Annotated in this window: 4 protein-coding genes; all 4 read left to right on the top strand. The window is 70.0% G+C overall.

What is annotated here, in order from left to right; translation table 11 throughout:
* Positions 1–26: 26 nt before the first annotated feature.
* Genes P3L18_RS09180 through P3L18_RS09165 form a run of 4 tightly spaced genes read left to right on the top strand, consistent with a single transcriptional unit; the run spans position 27 to position 25,763 of the window.
* The gene (locus P3L18_RS09180) at positions 27–3,233 is read left to right on the top strand and encodes an amino acid adenylation domain-containing protein (RefSeq protein WP_276113932.1); all 3,207 of its coding nucleotides are present in this window, start codon (positions 27–29) and stop codon (positions 3,231–3,233) included.
* A complete protein-coding gene (locus tag P3L18_RS09175; protein WP_276113931.1) occupies positions 3,230–10,993 on the top strand; it encodes a non-ribosomal peptide synthetase in 7,764 nt (2,587 codons plus the stop codon). The genes P3L18_RS09180 and P3L18_RS09175 overlap by 4 nt, the downstream gene beginning before the upstream one ends.
* On the top strand, positions 10,990–24,432 hold the full coding sequence (locus P3L18_RS09170; RefSeq protein WP_276113930.1) for a non-ribosomal peptide synthetase: 13,443 nt from the start codon (positions 10,990–10,992) through the stop codon (positions 24,430–24,432). The genes P3L18_RS09175 and P3L18_RS09170 overlap by 4 nt, the downstream gene beginning before the upstream one ends.
* Positions 24,432–25,763: an MFS transporter gene (locus P3L18_RS09165; protein ID WP_276113928.1), complete on the top strand. Its 1,332-nt coding sequence runs from the start codon at positions 24,432–24,434 to the stop codon at positions 25,761–25,763. Before P3L18_RS09170 ends, P3L18_RS09165 begins: the two co-directional genes overlap by 1 nt.
* Positions 25,764–25,772: the final 9 nt, after the last annotated feature.

Below are 25,772 nucleotides of genomic sequence, written 5' to 3'. Positions count from 1 at the left end.
CCTAAGCAAGGGTAGGCTCTCCTATCATGCTTGAGCTCGATCTCGCCGCACGCGAGCCTTCGTACCCCGCGTCCGCGGCCGCATTGGGATTGTGGGCTGCGCAGTCGGTGGTCGGGGCGTCTGCGGTGTTCACGATCGGTCAGCTCGTCGAATTCCGTTCCGCGCCCGACCTCGACAGGCTGACCGCCGCCGTCGCGGCGGCGGTGACGGAGGCCGACCTGCTCCGCGCCCGATTCGTCGAGACCACCCCCGCCACCGACTCCGATCCGGGCTCGGGCCTGCACTTCGTCCTCGGGGACCCGGTGCCGGTCACCCGCGTCGAGCTCCGACCCGACGCCGACGCGCCACTCGAACACGCACGCACCGTCGTCACCGGGTCCATCGATCCGCGGACCGGCCCCTGCGCCCGGGTCGAGATCCTGCGTGCCGGCGACCGGATCGCCCTGGTCATCGTGGCCCACCATCTGGTGCTCGACGCCTACGGACTCGGCCTCCTGACCCGCCGCATCGGCCACCTCTACGACGATCCCGCCGACCCGCGCCGCCTCCGATCGGTCACCGACCTCCCCGATGGACTCGACGCAGCGGGATTCGACGCAGCGGGCCCCGATGACCGCACGTTCTGGGCCGACCAGTTGACCGGGATCACGGCTCCGCTGACACTGTCGGACCGCCCGCGCGGTCATCGGGTCGCCTCGCGAATCCTCACCCGCCGCAGCGTGATTCCCGCGTGCGGCGCGCTGACCCGGAATCCGTCGATGCTGACCGCCGTCATCGCCGCCTTCTGCGGTCGGCTCGCGGGCACCGACGACGTCGTGCTCGGCTTCCCGATGATGAACCGGCTCGGCTCCCCGGTGGCCAACTGCGCGTGTTCGGCGGTCAACGTGATTCCGTTGCGCGTCCACACGCCCGCACACCGCTCGATCGCCGAGATCGCTGCCGGGGTCACCGACCGCCTGCGTACTGTCTCCCCCCACGCCCGATACCGTGGCGAGGACATCGTTCGGGACCTGCGGCGACAAGGCGTCGACGGCGCGACCGGTCCCACGCTCAACATCAAGCCGTTCTCGGCGACCGTCACCGTCGGCGGGCATGTCGCCGACGTGCGGTCGCTGGCTCGGGGGCCGCTCGTCGACATGGCGATCACCGCCGCCGACCTCGACGGCGATCTCGAACTGGTCCTCGACGCCGACGCCGACTTGTACCCACCACGGCGCGTCGACGAGATCGCCGGCAGCATAGCCGAATTCGCCGAGGCGGCGGCCCGCACCGTCGACTCCGTGCGCCCCAATTCTGTGCCCACCGTGGGCATCGGCGCGGTCTCGCTGGACGGCGCTGCCGACGAGCGCCGCGCGGCCCGAATCCGCGACGAGGACGCCAGGACTCGCACCCCGATCGGCGCGACATCTCTGCTCGATCGGATCGCCGCCCAACCCGCGGACGCGATCGCGCTCATCTGTGGCGCGGCGCGCATCGACCATCATGAACTGCGCACCCGTATCGCCTCGGTGTCCGACGAGCTCGGCGCACTCGATGCCGAGGACATCGTCGCCGTCGCGCTGCCCCGCGGGGTGGATCTCGTCGTCGCACTCCTCGCCGTCCATCGCAGCGGCGCGGCATTCCTGCCGCTCGACCCGGGTTTTCCGGCCGAACGGATCTCGGCGACCCTCGCCGACGCCGACCCGGTTGCCGTCGTCGAGGAGGGCCCCACCGGGGTGAGTGTCCGTCGGCTTCGGGAGCACACCGCCTCGTCGACCCGGCGTGCCGGCCGTGCCGGCGGTCGGGACGGCGATCCCGCCTACGTGATCTACACCTCGGGCTCGACCGGCACCCCCAAGGGTGTCGTCGTCGGGCACGGCGCACTGCGCAACTTCACCGACGCGATGATCGACGAGATCGGCTATCGGCCGGGGCGATCGGTGTTGTCGGTCACCACCATCGCCTTCGACATCGCCCTGTTGGAAACCCTTGTCCCCCTTGCCGCGGGCGCGACGGTGGTCCTCGCCGACGCCGACGACGTCCACGATCCCGGGCGGCTCGCGGGGCTGCTGCGCACCCACCGCATCGACCACATGCAGGCCACCCCGTCGTTGTGGTCGGCGCTGTTGGACTCAGACCACGCCGAGGCCCTACGCGGGGTCGACGTGCTCGTCGGCGGGGAGGCACTTCCCACCCGGGTTGCCGCCGGCCTGCTCGATGCGGCGGCATCGGTACGCAACATGTACGGACCGACCGAGACCACCATCTGGTCGACCACCGCACCGGTGGTCGATGAACACGCGATCGTGATCGGCTCGCCCATCGCCAACACCGGGGTCCGCATCCTCGACGCCACCCTGCGCCCGGTCCCCGACGACGCGATCGGCGAGCTGTACCTCAGTGGCGCCGGACTGGCCCGCGGATACCACCGACGAGCCGGGCTCACCGCCACACGTTTCCTCGCCGACCCGTTCGGGGCGCCCGGGACACGCATGTACCGCACCGGCGATCTGGCTCGCCGCAGGACATCGGAACACAGCCGGGCCACGGGGCAGATCGAATGCCTCGGCCGCACCGACCACCAGGTCAAGATCCGGGGTTTCCGCGTCGAGCTCGGTGACATCGAAACCGCACTGGCAGAACATGACTCGATCGAGCGCGCCGTCGTGGTCGAGCGTGACGGCCGGTTGGTGGCCTACGCGACCCCCGCCGGAGAATCCGGGATCGACGCGTCGGCGCTGCGATCACATCTGGCCCGGCGGCTGCCGGACTACATGATCCCGGCCACCGTGCAGGTGCTCGAGGCGATCCCGCTGACCCCCAACGGCAAGGTCGATCGCACTGCGTTGCCCGCACCGGACTTTCAGGCTCTGGCCGGTCAGGGTCGGGCCCCGGTCACCGACACCGAACGCATCCTCGCCGAGATCGTCGGCGAGGTGCTCGGGGTTGCCGGCGTCGGCGCCGACGACGACTTCTTCGTTCTCGGCGGTGACAGCCTCACCGCCGTTCGCGTCGTCGCCCGCGCAGCCGTCGGAGGTGTGCGTCTCACCCCTCTCGACGTGTTCGACCATCCGACCGTCGCCCGGCTCGCGGCAGTCGCGTCGATCGTCTCCCGATCGGCGGGCACCGATCCGGGCGGCGATCCGGAGCGCGGTACACCACCACACGAGCACCGCCTGCAACCCCGTGCGCACACCACCGCGGGGATCGACGCCGACGAGCTCGACGACCTGATCGGGGAGGACCTGCTGTGAGCGCTCCGGAGGCAACAGATGGCGCCGTCACCGAAAGCGTTGACACGCAGGCAAAGCGGGCGCTCGAGGACGTGTTGCCACTGACCCCGGTGCAGGAGGCGATCGTCTATCACTCCACGCGGTCGCGCGAGCACGACTCTCACGACCCGTATCTGATCATCGCCGATCTCGACCTCGCCGTCGTCGCGTCCGGTGCCGACTCCGGCGATGTCGACGACTCGGCGCTACGGTCGGCGCTGGAGACGGTGATCGCCCGGCACGCCATGCTGCGGACCTCTTACACGCGACGGCGTACCGGCGCGCCGGTCGCCCGCGTGCACACCGAGGTCGAGATCCGGATCGACACCGTCGATCCCGCCGAGTCGGGGGGGCCCGAGGGCCTCCGCGAATCCCTGCGCCGGCAGGGGATCTCCCTGACCTCCGCACCTCCCCTGCGCGCGGTCGTGGCCCGCGACGCGCGCGCCGGTACCGCACACCTGCTGCTGGTGGTCCACCACGTGGCCCTCGACGGATGGTCTCTGCACCGCGTCGTCGACGAGATCGTGCACGTGCTGCGCGGCGAACCACTCGACCCGGTCGTTCCCATCAGTGACTTCCATCGGTGGCGGACGACGCTGCCGAGCGGACTGGACTCGTGGCGTCGCGCGCTGACTGGCCTGCGGGCACCGACCCTCGTACCGGTCGATCCCGTTGCCGCACAAGGTTCCCGGGTGATCGCACGCTTCCTCGGTGTCGAGGCGTCGCGGCAGCTACGTACCACCGCACGATCCGCGGGCGCCTCGGTCAACACCCTCATCCAGGTCGCGTGGGCGTTGGTGCTCGCCGACCTCGACGACTCCGACGATGTCGTCTTCGGCGCGGTGGTCTCGGGCCGTGATCCCGCACTGCCCGGTGTCGACGAGATGGTCGGCATGCTGATCAACACGATCCCGGTGCGGGTCCGGCTCGACCCCACCGAGACCGTCGTCGAGCTCATCACCCGACTCCAGCGGGAACAGCTCGCCCTGCTCCCCCATCACCACACCGCTCTCGGTGACATCGGCGCGGCGACCGGGCTCGGGGAACTGTTCAACACGCTGCTCGTCTTCGAAAGCTTTCCCCGCGGCGCGGTCCGACCCCAGCTCGAGGACGAGAACACCTACGCCGCAACGGTTCTCGTCGAGGATGAACCCGACATCCGAATCCTGCTCGAGCACCACGGCGCTGACCCGGCGCTGCTCGATCGCCTCCTCGGCATGCTGGAGACGATCGCCGCCGCACCGGACACACCACGCGGCGGACTGCCACGATCCGACCGCGGCGACCCCTCCATCATGTCCGGACCACCCGCCACCGCCGCGGAGCCACCTGCCCGGCGCATCGCACACCTCGCCGCCGGACAGGGTGACGCGGTTGCTCTCCTCGCCGGCGAGGTCAGCGTCTCACGCCGCGACCTCGACCGCGCCGCGGCATGCGCCGCCGCCGCGCTGCGGGCGCGGGGTATCGGCACCGAGTCGATCGTCGCGATCCACGCGCACCGCACGCCGGGCATGGTCGCCGTGCTGCTCGCCGTGCTCCGGGTCGGCGCCGCCTACCTACCGATCGATCCCGCCTACCCGAGGGCCCGGGTGGAGTTCATGCTCACCGACGCGCGCCCGGACCTCGTCGTCGACGACGCCCTCGCCGCCGAACTGACCTGCACCGAGCTGACCCACGCCGAGCTGACCCGGACCGAACTGACCCGCGCTGAGCTCGCCGCCGACACCGCGTCCGACACCGAACCGGTATCGCCGCATCCGGATTCGGCCGCCTACCTGGTCTACACCTCCGGGTCCACCGGTACACCGAAGGCAGTCATCGGCACCGCAGGCGCCCTGGCTCGCCGGCTCTCCTGGGCCGCCACCGACTGGGAAGCCCCGGTGGTCCTGGCGAAGAGTTCGATCGCCTTCATCGACGGAACCACCGAGCTCCTCGGCGCGTTGTCGGCCGGGGCCACCGTCGTCCTCGCCTCCGACGCCGAACTCCGTGACGCCGGCCGACTCGCCGAACTCGCTGCCGCCCACGGCGTCCGGCAGATCACCGCCGTGCCGTCACTCGCGCACACCATCGTCGAGGACGGTCGTGCACCGGATCTCGATCGGTGGATCGTTTCCGGTGAACCGTTGCCCCCGGCCGTCGCGGCTGCGCTCACCCCACATGCCGGTGAGGTCATCAACTCCTACGGTTCCTCCGAGGTCGCCGGCGATGTCACGACGGGCGCGATCACAGGCGACCACGGTGGCGCGATCCACGTCGGAACACCGGTGCCGGGCACGCGCATCGTCGTACTCGATCACCTGCTGCGTCCGGTACCGGCAGGCACCGCGGGCGAGGTGTATGTGTCCGAAATACGGCCCGGCGCCGGACAACTCGGACGCGGCTATCGCGCGCATCCCGAGTGGACGGCCACGCATTTCGTCGCCGACGTCACCGGTGGTGCACGGATGTATCGGACCGGTGACCGGGGGCTGATCGACACCGCCGGGCGACTGCGCCTGCTCGGACGCCGCGACGCACAGGTCAAGATCCGCGGTGTGCGAGTCGAACTCGGCGAGGTCGAAGCCGCTCTGACCGCCGTGCACGGCGTGGCGCAGGCCGCGGTGACCACCACCGGAACTCGCGACGGCCACCACCGAATCCACGCGTTCGTCTCCGGGACCGTGTCACCGCAGTCGGTCACCGCGTCGGTGGGTCAGGCCCTACCCGCGGCGATGGTGCCGTCGACGATCACCGTGCTCGACGAGTTGCCGCTCACCCCCGGCGGCAAGGTGGATCGCCGGGCACTCATCGCCCCCGAGGACCACGCTGCGAGCACCGGCGGAAGGGAGCCCCGGACCGACAACGAACGACTTGTGGTCGCCGCGGCCGCGGACGTCCTCGGCATCGATGAACCGGTCGTCGATGCGAACTTCTTCGATCTCGGCGGCCACTCACTGTCGGCGACGAGGATGGTGACCCGGCTGCGCGTCGCCACCGGCCGGGCACTGCAGGTCGCCGACGTCTTCGACAACCCGGTACTCGCCGATCTGGCGGGGTTGCTCCCACTTGCCGACGGCCGCGACGCCACGGATGCAGACGACACCACCGGCGGGTCCGGGCCCCGCGCCGCAGAGCGCCCCGATCCGCTGCCGTTGTCGCCGGCTCAACAACGGCTCTTGTTCCAGGCCGGAGTCGACGATTCCGCCTACACGGTGGCCTTCGCCGTCCGGCTCGACGCCCACGCCGGCACCGCGATCGATGCCGGCGCCCTGCGGGACTCCCTACACGGCATCGTCACCCGCCACGAGGTGTTGCGAACCCGCATCGTCAACGGCCATCCCGTCATCGATGCCCCGGATGCGGTGGCGACGACACTCGACGAGCACCGCCTCGACGAGCACGGCCCGGGGACCACCGAGCACGACACCACCGACCTCGACAGAACCATGGCCGCGCTCATCGCACGACCGTTCGATCTCGCCCGCGACCGGGTCCTGCGCGCCGACCTGATCGCCCTGTCGGCGACATCGTCGGTGTTGCTGATCACGGTGCATCACATCGCCGCGGACGAGTGGTCGGCGGGACGACTGTTCGACGAACTCGCTGCCGGGTATCGCGCCGTCGTCGAGCACCGAGATGATCGGGTTCCCGCCGCTCCGGCGGTCCAATTCGTCGATCACACGATCTGGCAGCTGGCGCGGCTCGGTGACGAGTCCGATCCGCATTCGCTCGCCGCCGAGCAACTCTCGTACTGGCGGGAGACACTCGACGGGATACCCGACGAGATCGCACTACCGGTCGATCGCGCCCGGCCGGTCGAACCGTCCCATCGCGGCGCCGAGGTTCATCGCACGCTCCCGCTCGGTGTCTGCCGTGCCCTCGACCGTCTCCCAGCGGCAACGGGTACGTCGCGCTTCATGGTGGTCCACGCCGCGGTCGCGCTGAGCCTCGCCGCCTCTGGTGCCGGTGACGACATCGTGGTCGGCACCCCGATCGCCGGCCGCGGTGACGCCGCCGCCGAAGACCTGATCGGGATGTTCGTCAACACGCTCGCCCTGCGCACCGACCTGCGCGGGAATCCCACTCTGGCACAGGTACTCACACGTGTCCGCAGCGCCGATCTCGACGCGTACGCGCACGCCGATCTGCCGTTCGAGCAGCTCGTCGCCGCGCTCGCACCGACCCGATCGCTGGCCCGGCACCCGCTGTTCCAGACCATGGTGCAGTACCGCGATCCCATCGTGGCCCCGCAGTTCCCCGGACTCGAGGCCACCCCGCTGTTCCCGCCCACCCGGACGGCCAAGTTCGATCTCACCTACGAGTTCGTGGGGCTGCCCGACACCGGCGACGGCAGTGGACTGCGACTGCGGCTCGAGTACGCGACCGATCTGTTCGACGACGACACCGCACATCGGCTCGCCGATCGCGCCGTCGCCGTGCTCGACGTGCTGGCCACCGACCCCGACCGGCGGCTGGCCGGGCTCGTCATGCCCGATGCGGTCCATGCGCTTGCGTCAGTAGGGGTTCCGGACGAGAACCGAGGCGCCACCGAGGCCACCCGCGGTCCGTCGACGCTGGTCGAGGTGTTCACCTCGACCGTGTCACGACACCCCGACCGGGTCGCGATCACCGACGGCACAGCCGCCCTGACCTACCGCGAGATCGACTCCCGTAGTGCGCAACTCGCGTCGCAGCTGGTCGCCGACGGCGTCACGGTGGGCGACCTGGTGGCACTGGTGCTGCCCCGCGGTGCCGATCAGGTGATCGCGGTTCTCGCCGTGCTGCGCGCCGGAGCGGCCTACGTCCCCATCGATCACGCCTACCCGGCCGAGCGGATCGAGACGATCCTCGACGACGCCCGACCGGTGCTCACCGTCGACGCCGATTACCTGAGCCGCGCCGGCTCGGACGGCCCGCCGGCCGGGTGGTCCGAGATCACGATCGGCGCCCGGCACACGGCATATGTGATCTTCACCTCCGGATCGACCGGGCGCCCCAAGGGCGTCCAGGTGACCCACGGCAACGTCTGCGCGCTGCTCGCGAACACCCGGGGCCTCTTCGACGTCGACGCCGACGACGTCTGGATGCTGTTCCACTCCTACGCATTCGACTTCTCCGTGTGGGAGATGTGGGGCGCGTTGTCGACCGGCGCCCGGCTGGTGATCGCCGATCGGGACACCACCCGGTCCCCCGCCGATCTCGCCGCACTGATCACCCGCGAGGGCGTCACCGTGCTCAATCAGACGCCGTCGGCGTTCGCCGCTCTCGATGCCACGGTGTCGTCGGCCGAGACCGGTGAATCGTTGTACGACAATACTTCCGGCCCCACCTCGTTGGCGTCGCTACGGTATCTCGTGTTCGGCGGCGAAGCCCTCGACCCCCGACGGCTCACCGGCTTCCTGCGCCGTCACCCGAGGGTCCGGGCGGTGAACATGTACGGCATCACCGAGATCACCGTGCACGCCACCCACCGCGAGATCGACGCCGCCGCAGCCGCTCACGCCACCGGCAGCGACGTCGGTGCGCTGCTCCCCGGATTCACCGGGCGATTACTCGACCGGCACCTGCGCCCGGTCCCCGTCGGCGTGGTCGGCGAGCTGTATCTGGCCGGCCCGCAGGTCGCCGCCGGTTACCTGCACCGGCCGGCATTGTGCGCCACCCGATTCGTCGCCGACCCGACGAGCCCGGGCGGGCTCGTCTATCGCACCGGTGACCTGTTCCGCCGCACCGCGACCGGTGAGCTGCACTACGTCGGCCGCAGCGATCTGCAGGTCAAGATCCGCGGCTACCGCATCGAACTCGGCGAGGTGACCGCAGCGATCGGCTCGCTGCGCGGAGTCGCCGATGCGGTCACCATCGCCCGTCCCGGCCCCGGTGGTGATCCCCGGCTGCTCGCCTACGTCGTTCCCGCAGGCCATGATCCGGCCGGTGCCGAGTTGACCGCCGACGCCGTCCGGGCTGCACTCGCCCAGCGGTTGCCCGAGCACCTGGTGCCCGCCGCGATCACCCTGCTCGACCGGATCCCGTTGACCACCAACGGTAAGACCGATACGTCGGCACTCCCCGATCCCGAACCCCCGGCCGAGTCGGGTGCGGGCCGTGAGCCCATCACCGACGCCGAACGGATGATCCAGGAGATCTTCGCCGAGACGCTGCGGCTCGACCCCACGTCGATCGGCGTCGACGACGACTTCTTCGCCCTCGGTGGTGACTCCATCCTGTCCACCACGATCGTCAACCGGGCTCGACGCCGAGGCCTGCGGATCACGCCGCGCGAGGTGTTCGCGCACCGAACCGTCGCCGGTCTCGCCGGCGTTGCCGAACCGATCGTCGCGCCCGCTGACGGTGCGCCGAACGACGGTGCGCCGAACGACACGGCTGCCCCGCACTCGGCCCCCACGCCCGTCGCCCTGTTGCCGATCATGCACCGCCTGCGCGAGCTCGGCGGCACCGTGGACCGCGTGAACCAGTCGCTCGTGATCGACACCCCACCGGATGCCGACACCGAATCCCTCACCGCCGCACTCCAAGCGCTTCTCGATCATCACGATGCGTTGCGCATGACCCTGTCTGTGACCGCCGGGGTGTGGGGCCTGACGGTGTCGCCACCCGGATCGGTCCCCGCGGCCGAGATTCTCGTCGAGATGCCGATCGATGCCCACGGAAGTGTCGCCGACACCGTCACCGTCGCCTCCGACGCCGCGGCCGCACGCCTGGCACCGACGCAGGGACGTATGGTCGCCGCCGCCCATCTGCGGCCGGCGACCGACGCGGATGCCGGTCGGCTCGTGCTGGTGATCCATCACCTCGCCGTCGACGGGGTGTCGCGGCGCATCCTCATCGACGACCTCGTGGCCTTCCACACCGACGGCAGACTGCCCGCGGGCTCCGATGCGACCATCGCCGACCACGCCGCGGCGGTGGCGGCTCGCGCGGGCGCACCGGAGCTGCTCGGCGAACTCGACCACTGGGTTCGGGTTCTCGCACCCGGCGGCGACCTGCTGCCCGGTGTACCCGCGGGCGTTGGGGTGGTCGGCGATCAGCGTCGTCATGTGGTCACCCTCGACGTGGCGACCTCGCGGGCGCTGGTGACCGACGCGCCTGCCGCATTCGATGTCGGGGTGACATCGATCTTCCTGGGCGCGTTGCGAATCGCCGCCTCGGCGGTCCTGCGCACCGCCGATCTGATCGTCGACACCGAGCGTCACGGCCGCGATACCGAGGCGGCCGGCCTGGGGGCCATGGATCTCTCACACACCGTCGGGTGGTTCACCACCATGGCACCCGTGCGTCTGTCCGGACCCGCCGACGACGACGCGGACCCGCTGGACGCGGTCCGTGACGCCGACCGGCAATGGCACGAAACGCCCTGCGCCGGAGCAGGATACGGGATGCTGCGTCACCTCAACCCGCAGACCTCGGCGGCGTTGGCGACGATGCCGAAGGCCTCGGTGTTGCTGAACTATCTGGGCCGATTCACCGTGGGCAGCGGTGGCGCGTGGCAGCCATCGGCCGAGTCGTCGTCGTTGCGGGCGCTGCCCGACCCCGATCTCGGCTGCGATCATCTGCTCGAGATCGACGTGGTGTGCCGGGACGAGGCGCACGGGCCCGTTCTCTCGGCGACCTTCGGCTACCTGCAGCACTTTCTGAGCGACGACGCGGTGACGCGATTGGGCGTGGCATGGGCGGATGCGTTGTCCACCCTGGCCGCCCTGTCCGCACGTGATGAGTCCACATTCGACGATTCCGGAGTTCCCACGTGACCTCGACGACCCAACCGTCCGCATCCGCGTCAGCCCCCGGAACCGGTGCGGGCGAACCGGTGGTGCCCGTGCTCGCCGGACAGCGCGACATCTACTTCGGGCTGCAGGTGGCCGCCGACCCCGCGCTCTACAACACCGGGCTCTACATCGAGGCCACGGCGTCGTTGGATCTCGAACGTCTCCGCGCGGCGGTCCTGGCCACCATCGATCGGGCCGAGGCGATGCGCGCGGTGTTCATCGAGCTCGACGGCGAACTCGGTCAGCGCGTCCTGCCGATCGAGGACTTCGATGTGCCCATCGTCGACCTGCGCGGCCACGACGCCCATCAGTGGATGGCCGCGGACATGGCGCGGCCCATGGACATTCATGCGGGCCCGTTGACCGAGTGCAGTCTGCTCCGGGTGGGCGGGCGCGCTGCCGGCGCGCCGACACCGGTGTACATCTATCTGAAGGTCCATCACCTCGTCTGCGACGGGATGGGTCTGGTCGCCTTCTGCGAGGCCGTGCGCTCGGCGTACGAGGGCGCCACCCCGGCCGCGGGCTGGACATTGCGCGAGGTCATCGAGTCCGAGCAGGCCTATCGCACCGGCCCGGAATTCGAGGCGGATCGACGGCATTGGACCACGATGATGGCCGACCGGCCCGATCCGGTTCGGCTGCTCGAGGGTGAGGTGGCGCCGGGCGTCGGACGCGCACACGCACGTTTCGAGATCGATGTCGAACGTCTGTCGGTGCTCCGGGAATCGGCCACGCGCGCCGGGGTCCGGCCGACGATCATGCTGATCGCCGCGGTCGCCGCCTTCGCCCACACCCGCACCGGCAAGGACGACCTGGTGTTCGCACTACCGGTCAGTGGCCGGGTGGACCGCCGGATCCGGACGACCCCGTCGATGGTGACCAGTGTCCTGCCGCTGCGGGTGCAGGCATCCGATCGCGATCGTCTCACCGACCTCGCCCGACAGGTCGACCGTGCCCTGTTCTCGCTCCTGCCGCACAGCCGATTCCGCGGTGAGGATCTCGGTCGCGCGCTCGCCGCCGCTGCCGCCACATCGACAAACCCCGCCACATCGACAAACCCCGCCGAATCGACCGGCCCGTATCGCATGTTCGGTCTGGGCGTGAATGTCATGTCGCACACCACCACCCAGACCATGGGCGGTGAACCGATGGTCGTCCACGCCCTGGCGTCGGGACCGGTCTCCGACGTGGAGATCCAGATACAGTTGCGCCGCCGGGGTCTTCCCGCCGAGGTGGTCATCCGCGCGGTCGACGGGGCAGCCGAGGACGCACGCACTCTCGCCGCCGCCTTCGACGAATTCCTCACCCGCCTCGCCGACCGCCCCGGAGACCGGCTCGTCCACCTCGACGGCGCCGACCCCGTCCGCCAGGACGAGGCGATGCCGTCGGCCGCGGTGACGCCCGCCCTGCTGCGGCTCCGGGCAGGTGGTGACGATCCGGAAGAGCTGCCGCCGAGCCGGATTCACGTGTCGGTGGCGCCGCAGACGACCGCCGAGACGATCGAGGGGATTCTCGGCCGTCTGTCGGCACGTCACGATGCGCTGCGCACCACCCTCTCCCGCCCGGTGCCGATCCTCTGGACACTGAGCACCGCGCCCACCGACACCGCAGCGATCCGGCTCGTCGACATCCCGGGCGCGACCACGACGCAGCAGCCGGAGCCGCCATACGCGATCCTCGGTGAGCACGGCGACACCCTCACGGTTGTGCTCGATTCGGCGGTCGTCGACCCGGCGTCACGGTCGATCCTGCGGGCCGACCTCCTCGATGCCCTCGCCGACGTCGCCGCCGGGCGAGAACCCGATGTCGACCCGGTCCCGATGTCCCTCGGTCGGGCCGTCGCCGAACTGACCGCGGCGGCGACCGACACCTCGGCCCTGCCCCGATGGATGGAGATCCTCGCACCGGGAGCGGCTCTCCCCGCTCCTCACGACGGCGCCACGGCGACCGAAGCCGTGATACCCGAACCCGTCTGCCGCCGCACGATTCCGGCTGCCACGGCACCCACCACCCGGCAACTGCTGTCGGCGGTCGCCGAGGCGGTGCGCGCGGTCTACGGCACACGCGTCGGCACTCATCTGCTCGTCGACGTCGTCACCGACCTCCGGCCGGCCGGCGCCGAACGCACCACCGGCCCGTTCCAGGGGCTCACCCCTATGCGCATCGACCTCGCCGACGGCAGCACGACACCCGTGCCCGGTCCGGCGCTCGACCTCCTGCGCCACCTGTCTCCGCAGGTCGGCGCCGCGTTCACGGCCGCGGGGGCGACCGGCGAGATCGCCGAACCCACGGTGCTCGTCGGGGATTACGGTCTGCCGACCGATCACCCGGTCCGGGTCAGGGTCGTCGCAGAGGGGGTCGTCGCAGAGGGGGTCGAATCAGAGGGGGTCGAATCAGAGGGGGTGCGGACCCTGATCGTCGAGGTCGATCCGGGACTGGTCGCCGACGCCGAGGCCCTGGCCGACGCCCTCATCGACGCCGTCGCCCGGGCGGCTTCGCAGCATCTCGTGGTCCTCGACCCCGACGAGCTGGCTGCGTTGACCGCCGTGCACGGCGAGATCGCCGACGTGTGGCCGCTGACGCCGCTGCAGGAAGGTCTCTACTACCAGGCGCAGATGGATGCCGACGCCGACATCTACACCGCCCAGTTCTGGCTCGACTTCGGCCATCGCATCGACCCGGTGGCGCTCACCGACGCGACATATGCACTCCTGCATGGAAATCCGGAGTTGCGCGCCGCCTTCGTCGAGCATGACGGGCGGCCCGTACAGATCATCGCCGCCGACGTACGACCCGACGTCGCCGAGATCGATCTGTCCGACGCCACCAACCCCGACCTGAGCGAGCGCGTCGAACGAATCCTCGCCGAGGACCGCGCAACGAGCTTTCGACTCGACCGCGCTCCCCTGTGGCGGATGCGTCTGATCCACCTACCCGGGGGCCGCGATCGGCTGGTGGTGAACCGGCGATTCCTGTTGTGGGACGGCTGGTCCGGTGGACTGTTCGTCTCGCGGTTGCTCGCTCATCTCCATCACACCCCGGTGCCGGCGCGAGAGGCATCACTGCGGGACTATCTGGTGTGGCTGGCGGCCAACGGGTCCGACGATGCGTCGATCACGGCCTGGACCGACCACCTCTCCGGCTATGACGAACCCGCGCTGATCGCGCCCCGCGCGGCCGGCTCCACTCCTCGCGCGCCCCGACGCCTCGACGTCGAGCTCGGTGCCGATCTGTCGGCACGGCTGCGCGACGACGCACGCTCGGCCGGTGTCACCCTGAACACGATCATCACCGCCGCACTCAATCTCACGTTGTCGCGGCAGCTCGGACGCAGCGATGTCGCCTTCGGTTCGACGGTCGCCGGGCGTCCCACCGAGGTCGACGGGATCGACACCGTGATCGGTCTGTTCCTCAACACGGTGCCGGTGCGCACGCTACTGCGGCCCGACGAGACCGTCGGTCAACTGTTGCGGCGGATGCAGGCCGAGCGGGTCGAGATGATGGCGCACGACCACATCGGTCTGGCGCGGCTGCAGCAGGAGACCGGGCACCCGGTGCTCTTCGACGTCCTCTACGTGCTGCAGAACTTCCGTACCGACGACGAGGAACGCGAACAGGCGGCGCTGCACGACGTGATCGGTGAGGGCAGCCTCGATCACACCCACTATCCGGTCGCCGTGGTGGTCACCCCGTCGGCCGACATCCGTTTCCGGCTCGAGTACCGCGACGATCTGGTCTCCGAGCAGACCGCGACGGCGCTGTTCACCCGGTTCCGGCGGGCACTGGCGATCCTTGGCAATCACCTCACCGACCCGGTGGGCTCGGTCGACCTCGACCTCCCCGGAGACGTCGGCCTGGACGGCCCGATCCACCCACTGCCCGATCTCACGGTCTCCAACCTGCTGGCCGAGCGGGCCGCGTCGATCCCCGACGCCGAGGCCCTCGTCTTCGGCACTCTCCGGATGACCTACGCCGACCTCGACACCCACATCGATCGGGTGGCCCACGTGTTGTACGACCACGGCATCGGCGCGGAGAGCATTGTCGCGCTTGCGGTTCCGCGCAGTATCGACACGGTGGTGGCGCTCTTCGCGATCCTGCGGGCCGGCGCCACGTACCTCCCGCTGGAACTCGATCATCCCGATGACCGGCTGCACGGCATCCTCGCCGACGCCGAACCGCGGATCATCCTGTCGCACAGTCGCGTCGTTGCGCGTTTCGCCGGCGTGGCGGTACCGACGCTGGTGATCGATGATCTCCCCGAGACGGCGGGCCCCACCTGGCCGGTCCCGCGGGTCGACCCGGACTGGCCGGCCTACGTGATCTACACATCGGGGTCGACCGGACGCCCCAAGGGTGTGGTGACCCCCTACCGTGGCCTGACCAACATGCAGTTGAACCACCGGGAGAAGGTGTTCGAGCCGGCGATCGCGGTGGCCCGCGCCGCCGGTGTGCAGGGGCGGCTGCGGATCGCGCACACCGTGTCCTTCGCCTTCGACATGTCGTGGGAGGAATTGCTCTGGCTCGTCGATGGCCACGAGGTGCACGTCTGCGACGAGGATCTGCGTCGCGACTCCGCCGCGCTCGTCGCCTACTGTGCACGGCATCGCATCGACGTCGTCAACGTGACCCCCACCTACGCGGCACAGTTGTTCGCCGACGGTCTCCTCGACGAGGACACGCACGTGCCACCGCTGGTGCTGCTCGGTGGCGAAGCCGTCGGCGATCCCGTGTGGACGGCTTTGCGCGAACACCCGAAGACCTTCGGCTACAACCTGTACGGGCCGACCGAGTACACGATCAACACACTCGGCATCGGCACCGACGAGTCCGACACCTCGTCGGTGGGCACACCGATCTGGAACACCCGTGCGCACCTGCTCGACGGGTGGCTGCGTCCCGTTCCGGCCGGGGTTGCCGGCGAGTTGTACATCAGCGGTGCCGGCCTGGCGCGCGGCTACCTCGGGCGGCCGGATCTGACGGCCGAGCGGTTCGTTGCCGACCCGTTCGGCACCGGCGGGCGCCTGTACCGCACCGGGGATCTGATGCGGATGCGCGCCGACGGCAACCTCGACTTCCTCGGTCGGACCGACGATCAGGTGAAGGTCCGCGGCCACCGCGTGGAGCTGGCCGAGATCGATGCCGCGCTCACCGCACTCGACGACGTCGCCGGATCGGCCGTCGTCGCCGCCGAGGACCCCAGCGCACCGGGCGTCAAACGCCTTGTGGCCTACCTGATTCCGGCGGATCCGGAGCTCGGTGTCGACGTCGCCGATGTGCGCAGGCGCCTCGCCGCGACGTTGCCGGACTACATGGTGCCGACGCTGTTCGCGTCGGTGGCCGGATTCCCGATGACGGTCAACGGCAAACTCGACGTGAAGGCGCTGCCGCAGCCGGCGCCGGCCACCACCCGGCGGGCCCCGCGCACCGACCTCGAGCGTCGGCTGTGTGCGATGTTCGCCGAGGTCCTCGGGCTTCGCGGCGAAGCCGCCATCGATACACGCGAAGCCGCCGCCGATACCGCCGATCCGGTGGTGGGTGTCGACGACGATTTCTTCGAACTCGGTGGACATTCGATGGCCGCGATGAAACTGGTGTCGGCGTTGCGTGGCGAGCTCGGCGCCGAGATCACCATCCGCGATCTGTTCGAGGCTCGGACTCCCGCCGAGATCGCCGCCCGGGTGCACTTCACCGGATCGCGTACCGACATCGTCGTCGGGCCCCGCCCGGATCGGATCCCGTTGTCCCCGGCGCAGGAACGGCTGTGGGTGCTCTATCGCCTCGATCCCGACGACACCTCCTACCATTACGGTCACGTGATCCGCCTGCACCAGCCGATCGACCCCGACGCCCTGCGGGCCGCGGTGGCCGACCTGCTGATCCGCCACGAGAGCCTGCGTACCGTCATCGTCGACGGAGGCGACGGAACCGACACCACCGGCAGCGCCGCCGATCTCGTCGCGCACCAATCGATCCTGCCGGTCGAGCAGATCTCCGAGATGATCGGCGCACGGACGCTGGTCGAGGTGCACACGCTCGACGACGTCGACGACCCGGAGGCGGTGCTCGGTGAACGGGCCCGCGAGACGCTGACCCGCCCGTTCGACCTGCGTACCGCTCCCCCGATCCGGTTCCGTCTGGATCTGCTGGAGAAACCTTCTGCCACCGGCACTCTCGCCGGTGTGCTCACGATCGCCGCACATCACATCGCGACCGACGAATGGTCGGACCGGCCGATGCTCACCGATCTGACCGCCGCATATCTCGCGCGGGCGGCGGGTACCGCACCCGACTTCGCTCCGCTGCCGGTCCAGTACGCCGATTACGCGCTCTGGCAACGGGATCGGCTCATCGAGCGTGGTGATGAGCAACTCGACTTCTGGGCCTCGACGCTCGCCGATCTGCCCGACGAATTGCCACTGCCGCGTGATCACGCGCGGCGACCGGGTGTGGCGGGACCCGCGGCCACCGAGACCGCGATCGTGGACGCGGCGACCCGGGCCCGCCTGGCCGCACTCGCCTCGGCGCGGGGCGCCAGCATGTTCATGGTGGTGCAGGCCGCGGTTGCGGCTCTGTTGCATCGGGTGGGTGCCGGCGACGACATCCCGCTCGGCAGCCCCATTTCCGGACGCAACGACCCGGCACTCGACGATCTCGTCGGGTTCTTCGTCGGCACGCAGGTGCTGCGCACCGACGTGAGTGGCCGACCTCGTTTCGGTGAACTCGTCGAGCGGGTGCGCACGGCCGATCTCGCGGCCTTCGACCACCAGGACGTGCCGTTCCAACGCATCGTCGAACGGCTGACACCGCGCCGCGAGTCGGGCCGTAATCCGCTGTTTCAGGTCAGTGTCTCGTATCTGCCGCTCGACGCGGTTCCGCAGAGCTTCCTCGGCGTCAGGGCCACATTCATGCCGTTGGTCGCCGAGTCCGCGAAGTTCGACCTCGGCTTCACCGTCGTCGACCTCACGCACTCCGGTGAGTTGAGCGTCGCGCTCGAGTACGCGACCGCACAGTTCGATCCGTCGACGGCACGTACCCTGCTGCGCGGCCTGATGCGCGTACTCGCCACGGTCGGTGACGATCCCGACGTCCCGGTGAGTGACATCGTCCTGCTCGACGACGCCGAGATCGCGCGTCTACGCACCGAGGAACGGGGTCCGCGCGGCACGGCCGACGATTCCACGACCGTGGTCGATCTGCTCGACGAATACGCCGGGACCCACGGCGATGTCCTCGCCGTCCGTGACGTGAGCGGCATTGCGCTCACCTATGCCGACACCCGCACCACCGCACTGCGGATCGCGGATCGGCTCGATGAACACCTCGCCGGCACCGCCGATCCGGTGGTCGCCGTCCTCATGTCCCGTGGTGCGGCGCAGCTCGTCGCCCTCCAGGGCGTGTTGCATAGTGGCGCAGCCTATCTGCCGATCGACGCGGACGTTCCCACCGAACGTGTCTCCACCATCCTCGGCGCCGCCCGGCCCGTCGCGGTACTCGCCGACACCGTCACCGCGTCCATCGCCCGGGCGGCGGCGCCCGGGATCCCGACGATCCTCCTCGGGGCCGGCGGATCGCCAATCGACCCGGGCACCCCGGGTGCCGCCGGTGTCCTGCGTCGCACGGCACGACCCGACGATGCGGCCTACGTCATCTACACCTCCGGCTCGACCGGCACACCCAAGGGTGTCGTCGTCAGCCACCGCAACGTGGTCAATGTGTTGCGCTGGCGGCGCGACACCATTCCCGGTCGCCTCGGTGCCGGCGATGTGGTCCTCGCGAAGACACCCGTCGGCTTCGACGGCGCGGTGTGGGAGTTGTTGTTGCCCTTCGTCACCGGTGCCACCGTGGTCGTCGCCGCCGACGGCGACCACCGGGATCCACGACACTTGGCCCGACTCATCGGCGAGTACGCCGTCACCACCACGGTTTTCGTTCCCTCGCTGCTCGAGTTGTTCGTGGACCACCTCGCCGGACTACCGAGCCTGCGCCACATCATTGCCGGCGGTGAGGCCCTGCCGGCCGCGCTGGCCCGACGGGTGGGCGCTGCGGCACCCGGGGTGTCGCTGATCAATGCCTACGGCCCGACCGAGACCACCGTCGTCGTGACCGACCGGCTCGCCGACCCGACCGTCACGGGCCCGACGGTGCCGATCGGCCGGCCCGTTGCCGGCACCGAGTTGCTCGTCCTCGACGAGTCGCTGCGGCGCGTTCCCGACGGCGTGACCGGGGAACTGTATGTCCGCGGGATCCCGGTGACCCGCGGCTATCTCGGCCGGCCCGACCTGACCGCGGCGGCCTACGTCGCCGATCCCACCGGCGACGTGCCCGGTGCCCGGCTTTATCGCACCGGCGACCTCGTCGTCCGCCGCTCCGGCGAACTCGAGTACCTCGGGCGTGCCGACACCCAGGTCAAGGTCCGTGGCAACCGGGTCGAACTCGGCGAGATCGAAGCATGCCTGCGCGCCGTCGACGGGGTGGCCGCCGCGGCCGTTCGCGTCGACGGTGACCGCATCATCGGATGGATCGTGCCCACCGACCCGTCGGTCATCGACACATCCTCCTCCGAATCCCTGGCCGATCACACCGCACTGGTGTCGGCGGTCGAGCGTTCCATGCGGCGACGTCTGCCGTCCTACATGGTCCCGACCCCGATCGTGGTGTGTGAGTCGTTCCCGTACAACCACACCGGCAAACTGGATCGGTCGGCGCTACCCGTGCCGGACACCGCCGACAACAGCGGTGTCGACGAGCACAGCGCCACCGCACCACGTTCGACGATCGAAACCGATCTCACGGAGATCTTCGGTGCTGTGCTCGGTCACCCGGTCGCCGACGTGCATGCGGATTTCTTTGCCCTCGGCGGACATTCACTGCTCGCGATCAGGGCCATCAACCTGATCCGCGACACCCTGGGCCACGATCTCGAGTTGCGGACACTCTTCGATCACCCGACGGTCGCCGGGCTTGCCGCACACCTCCTCGCCCTGCCCGCCGACGCAGACTCCGACACCGCCGCGCGCGCAACGGAACTGCGGCGCCGCGCGGGTGGACGCGCGGTGTTGTCCTACGGGCAGGAGCGGATGCTCACGCTGCACGGCGTCGCCGGACCCACGAGCACCTACAACGTGCCGATGCTGTGGCGGCCCGGCGGACCGACGGGCCCGGCCGAGACCATCGATCCCACGGTGCTGCGCGCGGCGGTCGCCGATGTGGTGGCGCGCCACGAGGTCCTGCGAACTCGCTACCCCGACCAGCGTCCCGAGGTCCTCGACGATCCGGAGATCGTCGTCGAAACGGTGACCGACCCGACCGATCTCGCCCGGGTGGCCGCGCATGCGTTCGACCTGGCGACCGAGATCCCCATTCGGGTGGCGACCACCGATGACGTGGCGCTGGTGACGATCCACCACATCGCGACCGATGAATGGTCGGCTCCGCCGCTGCGCGCAGACCTGACCACGGCCTATCGTGCGCGAGCGGACGGACGCGCACCCCAGTGGCCGCGGCTGCCCCTTCAGTACTCGGATTTCGCTGCGTGGCAACGAGATCTGATCGAGGGTGGGCGTGGCGAGAGACAACTCGCCTTCTGGCGAAAGACGCTGCACGGGCTACCCGACGAGCTCGCGCTGCCCTACGACCACACCCGACCGCCACGCCCGTCCGGACGCGGCGACGGGGTGTTCCTCGCACTACGTGCCGAACTCGTCGGCGACCTGCGCCGCCTCGCTGCGGCCACCGGGACGTCGATGTTCATGCTGATGCGCACGGCGGTCGCGGTGTTGCTGTCGCGGCTCGGCGGCGGAGACGACATCGCACTCGGTACCCCGGTGACGGTGCGGTCGGACACGCGCCTGGAGAGCCTGGTCGGATTCTTCCTCAACACCGTCGTCCTGCGCACCGACCTGTCGGGCGACCCGTCGGCCACCGAACTGCTCGCACGGGTACGCGAGGCCGACCTCGCGGCTCTGGCCAACCGTGACGTCCCGTTCGAACGGGTCGTGGAAGCCGTTGCCCCACAACGGTCGGCGGCGATGAACCCGTTGTTCCAGACGATGGTGGTCTACGTCGACGGCGTGCTGCCCGGCGGTGATCCGGAGCGCAATCCCCCCGCCTCGCTGCCCGCACCGACGACCGCGAAGTTCGATCTGTCGTTCGACTTCACCGAGGACTCGACCTCGGGTGACGCGACCACCGCAGGATCGAGCGGGGCACGTGTGGGCGGGGTCATCGAATACAGCACCGACCTGTTCGACCGGCCGACCGTCGAGGCCATGGCAAAGCGGCTCGTGACGATTCTTGAGTTCATGGCGGCGCGGCCCGATACGCCGTTGCGTCAGTTGGACATCCGGACCGCCCGGGAGCGCCGGGAGCTGTACCGGCCCGGCCCCGAACCGACCACGTTCGACGTGCTGCTCGACGCCGCGGTCGAGCGGGACCCGTCGGCGCCGGCGCTGCGCGGGCCGGACGGGCGACGCACCTTCGGCGAGTTGCACGACCGGGTCCGGCTGATCGCCGCCCGATTGATCGGCGCCGGGATCGGCGCCGAGGACGTCGTCGTCGTCCGGCTCCCGCGCGGGATCACCGCGATGGAGACGATCTTCGGTGTCCTCTATGCCGGTGCGGCGTACCTGCCGATCGAGCCCGACACCCCCGCTGACCGGGTGGCGGCGATGATCGAGGCCGCCCGGCCGCAACGCATCATCGACCGCCTCGACGACGATCTCCTCGCACCCCGCGGGGACGAGGCGTCGTGGGTGCCGGAGATACGCAGCACCCCGATCCATCCCGAGCATCCCGCCTATCTCATCTTCACGTCCGGATCGACCGGGACACCCAAGGGCGTGGTGATCACCCACCGGGGGTTGAGCAACCTGTTCGCCAGCCACCGCCGGATGCTGCACCGGCCTGCGGTGGCGCGCACCGGCCGCGAGCGGCTGCGAGTCGGGCATGCGTGGTCGCTGGCCTTCGACGCCTCCTGGCAGCCGCAGTTGTGGTTGCTCGACGGCCACGAGGTGAGCATCGTCGACGACGAGGTCCAGCGCGACGCGCAGGCTCTCGCGGCCACCCTCCTCGAGCAGCGGTGGGACTTCCTCGAACTCACCCCGTCACATCTTCGGCAGCTCGGCGGCGTCGAGAGGTCGATGGCCGCAATCGGTTTCGGTGGTGAACCGATCTCCGGCGAACAGTGGGAGGCGCTGCGCGCGTTACCGGACTCCGACGCCTACAACCTCTACGGCCCCACCGAGGGCACCGTCGACGCGCTCGTCGCGCGGGTGTCCGACACGCCCCGACCGGTGATCGGCCATCCGGTCGACGGGGTGCGCGCCTACGTCCTCGACGACCATCTGCTGCCGGTCGCCGACGGCGTCGACGGCGAGTTGTACCTCGCCGGTGCCGGTTTGGCCCGCGGCTACCTCGCGCGTGGTGAACTGACCGCCGAGCGGTTCGTCGCCGACCCGATCGCCGGCGACGGCACCCGGATGTATCGCACCGGCGACGTGGTGCGCTGGACGACCGCAGGCGCAAACGGACCGGGCGCGGCGGCGATCGAGTATCGCGGTCGTGGCGACGATCAGGTGAAGATCCGCGGGCACCGCGTCGAACTCGGCGACGTCGAGGCGGCGATGCTCGCCGATGCCGACGTCTCGGCCGCGATCGCGGTGGCCCGGGGCGGTCATCTGATCGGGTACGTGGTACCGGCCCAGGATCGGACACCGGAGGCCTCCGCCATCCGCGCGCGGCTACGGTCCTCACTACCCGACTACATGGTGCCCGCGGTTGTGGTCATCTGCGCGACATTGCCCACCCTGAGCAATGGGAAGATCGACCGTCGATCACTACCGGAGCCGTCGTTCGATCGGGTCATCCGCACGCCGGAAACACCCGAGCAGCAACGCATCTGCGAGGCCTTCGCCGAGGTGCTCGATCTCGCCGCGGACGAGATCGGGATCGACGACGACTTCGCCGAACTCGGCGGTGACAGCATCGTGGCGATGCAGCTCGTCGCGCGATTGCGTGCAGCGAACTTCGTGGTCGGCCCCCGCGATGTGATGACCCATCGCACCCCGGCCGAACTCGCCGCACGCCTGCGCGTCCCCGTGGCGGGGCAGGCCACCGAAGCCGCGGCTCTGCCGCGTCTCGAGTCGGGCCCGGTCCCGGCCACCCCGATCGTGCGCTGGCTGCAGTCGCTCGCCGGATCCGATGCCCGGCTCGTCACCGGATTCCATCAGTCGGCATTGCTCACCGTGCCCGCCGGACTCGATGTGGATGCCCTCTCCGGCGCTCTGGCGGCACTCACGACGCGGCACGCGATGCTGCGGGCACGACTCGTCGCCGACGAAAACCCCTGGCGTTTCGACATTCCCGCAGATTCGGCACCCGTCCCGGTGCGCCGGGAGACCGACCGCGATGTCACGGCGGTGGCGCAGCGGGCACGCGAGCACCTCGACCCGGCGGCCGGCGTGATGATGTCGGTGGTGTGGCTGGACTTCGGAGACGAACCCGGACGTCTGCTCCTGCAGATCCACCATCTCGTCGTCGACGGCGTCTCGTGGCGTGTGGTCGTCCCCGAACTGATCGCCGCCTACACCCAGATCGTCGCCGGTCAGCCGGTCTCCCTCGGCCCGGTTCCGGCCGGATTCGCCGGTTGGGCAACCGAATTGGTGGCAGCCGATCGCCGCGGCGAACTCCCCCTGTGGCAGCGGCTCACCGCCTCGGCGACCGCGCCTGTGTTCTCGCGGCCACCGGCCCCGGACATCGATCGCGAGGTCCACGCCCACCGGCATCGGGTCACCGTCGACACGCCGGTCGCGCGAGCCGTCCTGGGTCCGTTGCCGGCACGGCTGCGGGTCGGTATCGACGACGTGTTGCTCGGTGCATTGGGTGCCGCACTACCCGCGCCGACACTCGTCGACCTCGAGGGGCACGGTCGCGAGGAGCAGGCCGTACCCGGTGCCGACCTCACCGGCAGTGTCGGATGGTTCACCGCCGTGCATCCCGTTGTCGTCGGCGGCGGATCCGATGCCGCCCAACAGGCGCGCGCGCTGGCCGCCACGCGTGCCGAGATCCCCGACGGCGGACTCGGCTACGGCCTCCTGCGCCATGTGGCCGGGATCGATCTGCCCTCGGCCGCCATCGAATTCAACTATCTGGGCCGATACCGGTCCTTCGAGTTCGACGGATGGGCCATGGCCCCGGAATCGGCGGAGATCGGCCCCGGCGAACTCATGCCCGCCGGCTACGGCCTGATCATCAACGTGGTCACCCTCGACGGGCCCGACGGTCCGCAACTGAGTGCCACATGGGTGTCGCAGCCCGGCGTGGTCGACGACGATACGGTGGCCGCACTGGCCGATCGATGGGTCGCCGCGCTCACGACACTCACCGAGAACGACACGACCCCGACACCTGGAGAGAACTGATGGCCGCAGCCGTCCGAGCAGTGCTCATCGACATCACCCCGCTACGGGTGAGCGTGCCCTTCCGACGGATCTTCGTGGCCCGGTTGATCTCCCTCGTGGGGATCGGCATGCTGCTGGTGTCGGTGCCGGTGCAGGTGTACAACCTGACCGGATCGTCGATGCAGGTCGGCACCGCCACCGCGGTCACCGGCCTCGCGACGTTCCTCGGCATGCCCCTCGGCGGTGTCCTCGCCGACCGGTTCGATCGCCGGTCACTGATCCTCGTCGGGCGCAGCGCGGCCGCGCTCGCCTTCATGGGGTTGGCCGCCAATGCCTTCGGCGTGTTCGGTCAGGCTGCGGCGCTACCGGTGCTCTATGTGTTGGCCGTGACCGACGGGCTCATCGGGGCACTGTCCATTGCCGCGCTGATGGCGGCCATACCGACGCTGATCGACAGGAGACACCTCCCCTCGGTCGGTGCGCTCGGGGCGTTCAGTGTTCGTCTGGGCTCGGCGGTCTCCCCCGGGATCGCCGGATTCATCATCGGCGCGGCCGGCGTGCAGTGGGCCTACGTCACCGCCGCGGTGGTGGCCACGGTGGCGGTGCTCATCCTTCTCGGATTGCCGAGTCTCCCACCGGATGCGGCGATTCTCGGCGACCGATCGGAGCGCGCCGACGAGGAGCCCGGCGACCGCACCCCGGACGACACGACGACCGTCGAAACCACCGCCGCCACGACACCGTCCCTGTGGCGGTTCCTGCGCACCCGGCGGGTGATCACCGCGGTGATGGCGGTGGGCACGCTGGCGATGTTCGCGCCGGGCATCGTCGCCCTGTTGCCGGCGCTCGTGGCGCAGCGATTCGACGGAAACGCCTCGATCACCGGCCTGCTGTTCGCCGCGGTGGCCACCGGCGCGATGCTGGGCGCGATCACCAGCGGTTGGCTCGGCGGACTCCGACGGCCGGGCGTGGTGTTGCTGGCCGCGCTCACGCTGACCTTCGTCATCATGATCGCTTTCGGACTCGCGCCCTACGCGTGGCTGATGCTCGGCCTGCTCGTCGTCGTCGGGTACTTCGAATCCGTCCAGGAGGTGCTGCGCTACACCTTGATCCAGCAACACACCCCAGGTCCACTGCTCGGTCGCGTGAACGGGATCTGGATGGCGCAGGAGGTGGGCGGGGTGACGGTCGGCTCGCTGGTCGCCGGAGCGTACGGAGCCATCTGGGTGGCCTCCGACGCGGTGATCTACTTCGGGCTGACGCTGCTGGTCCTGTCGCTGATCTGCGCGGTGGTCCTGCGCTCGCTGGTGCGCGTGCGCGGCGAACGCCCGACCGTGATCCCCGTGTCCTGACCCGCACGG

It is taken from the genome of Gordonia sp. N1V, assembly GCF_029269935.1.
GTDB classification, from domain to species: Bacteria; Actinomycetota; Actinomycetes; order Mycobacteriales; family Mycobacteriaceae; genus Gordonia; species Gordonia polyisoprenivorans.
Note: the sequence above shows the minus strand (reverse complement) of the source record. Positions and strands in the feature narration are given on the sequence as shown.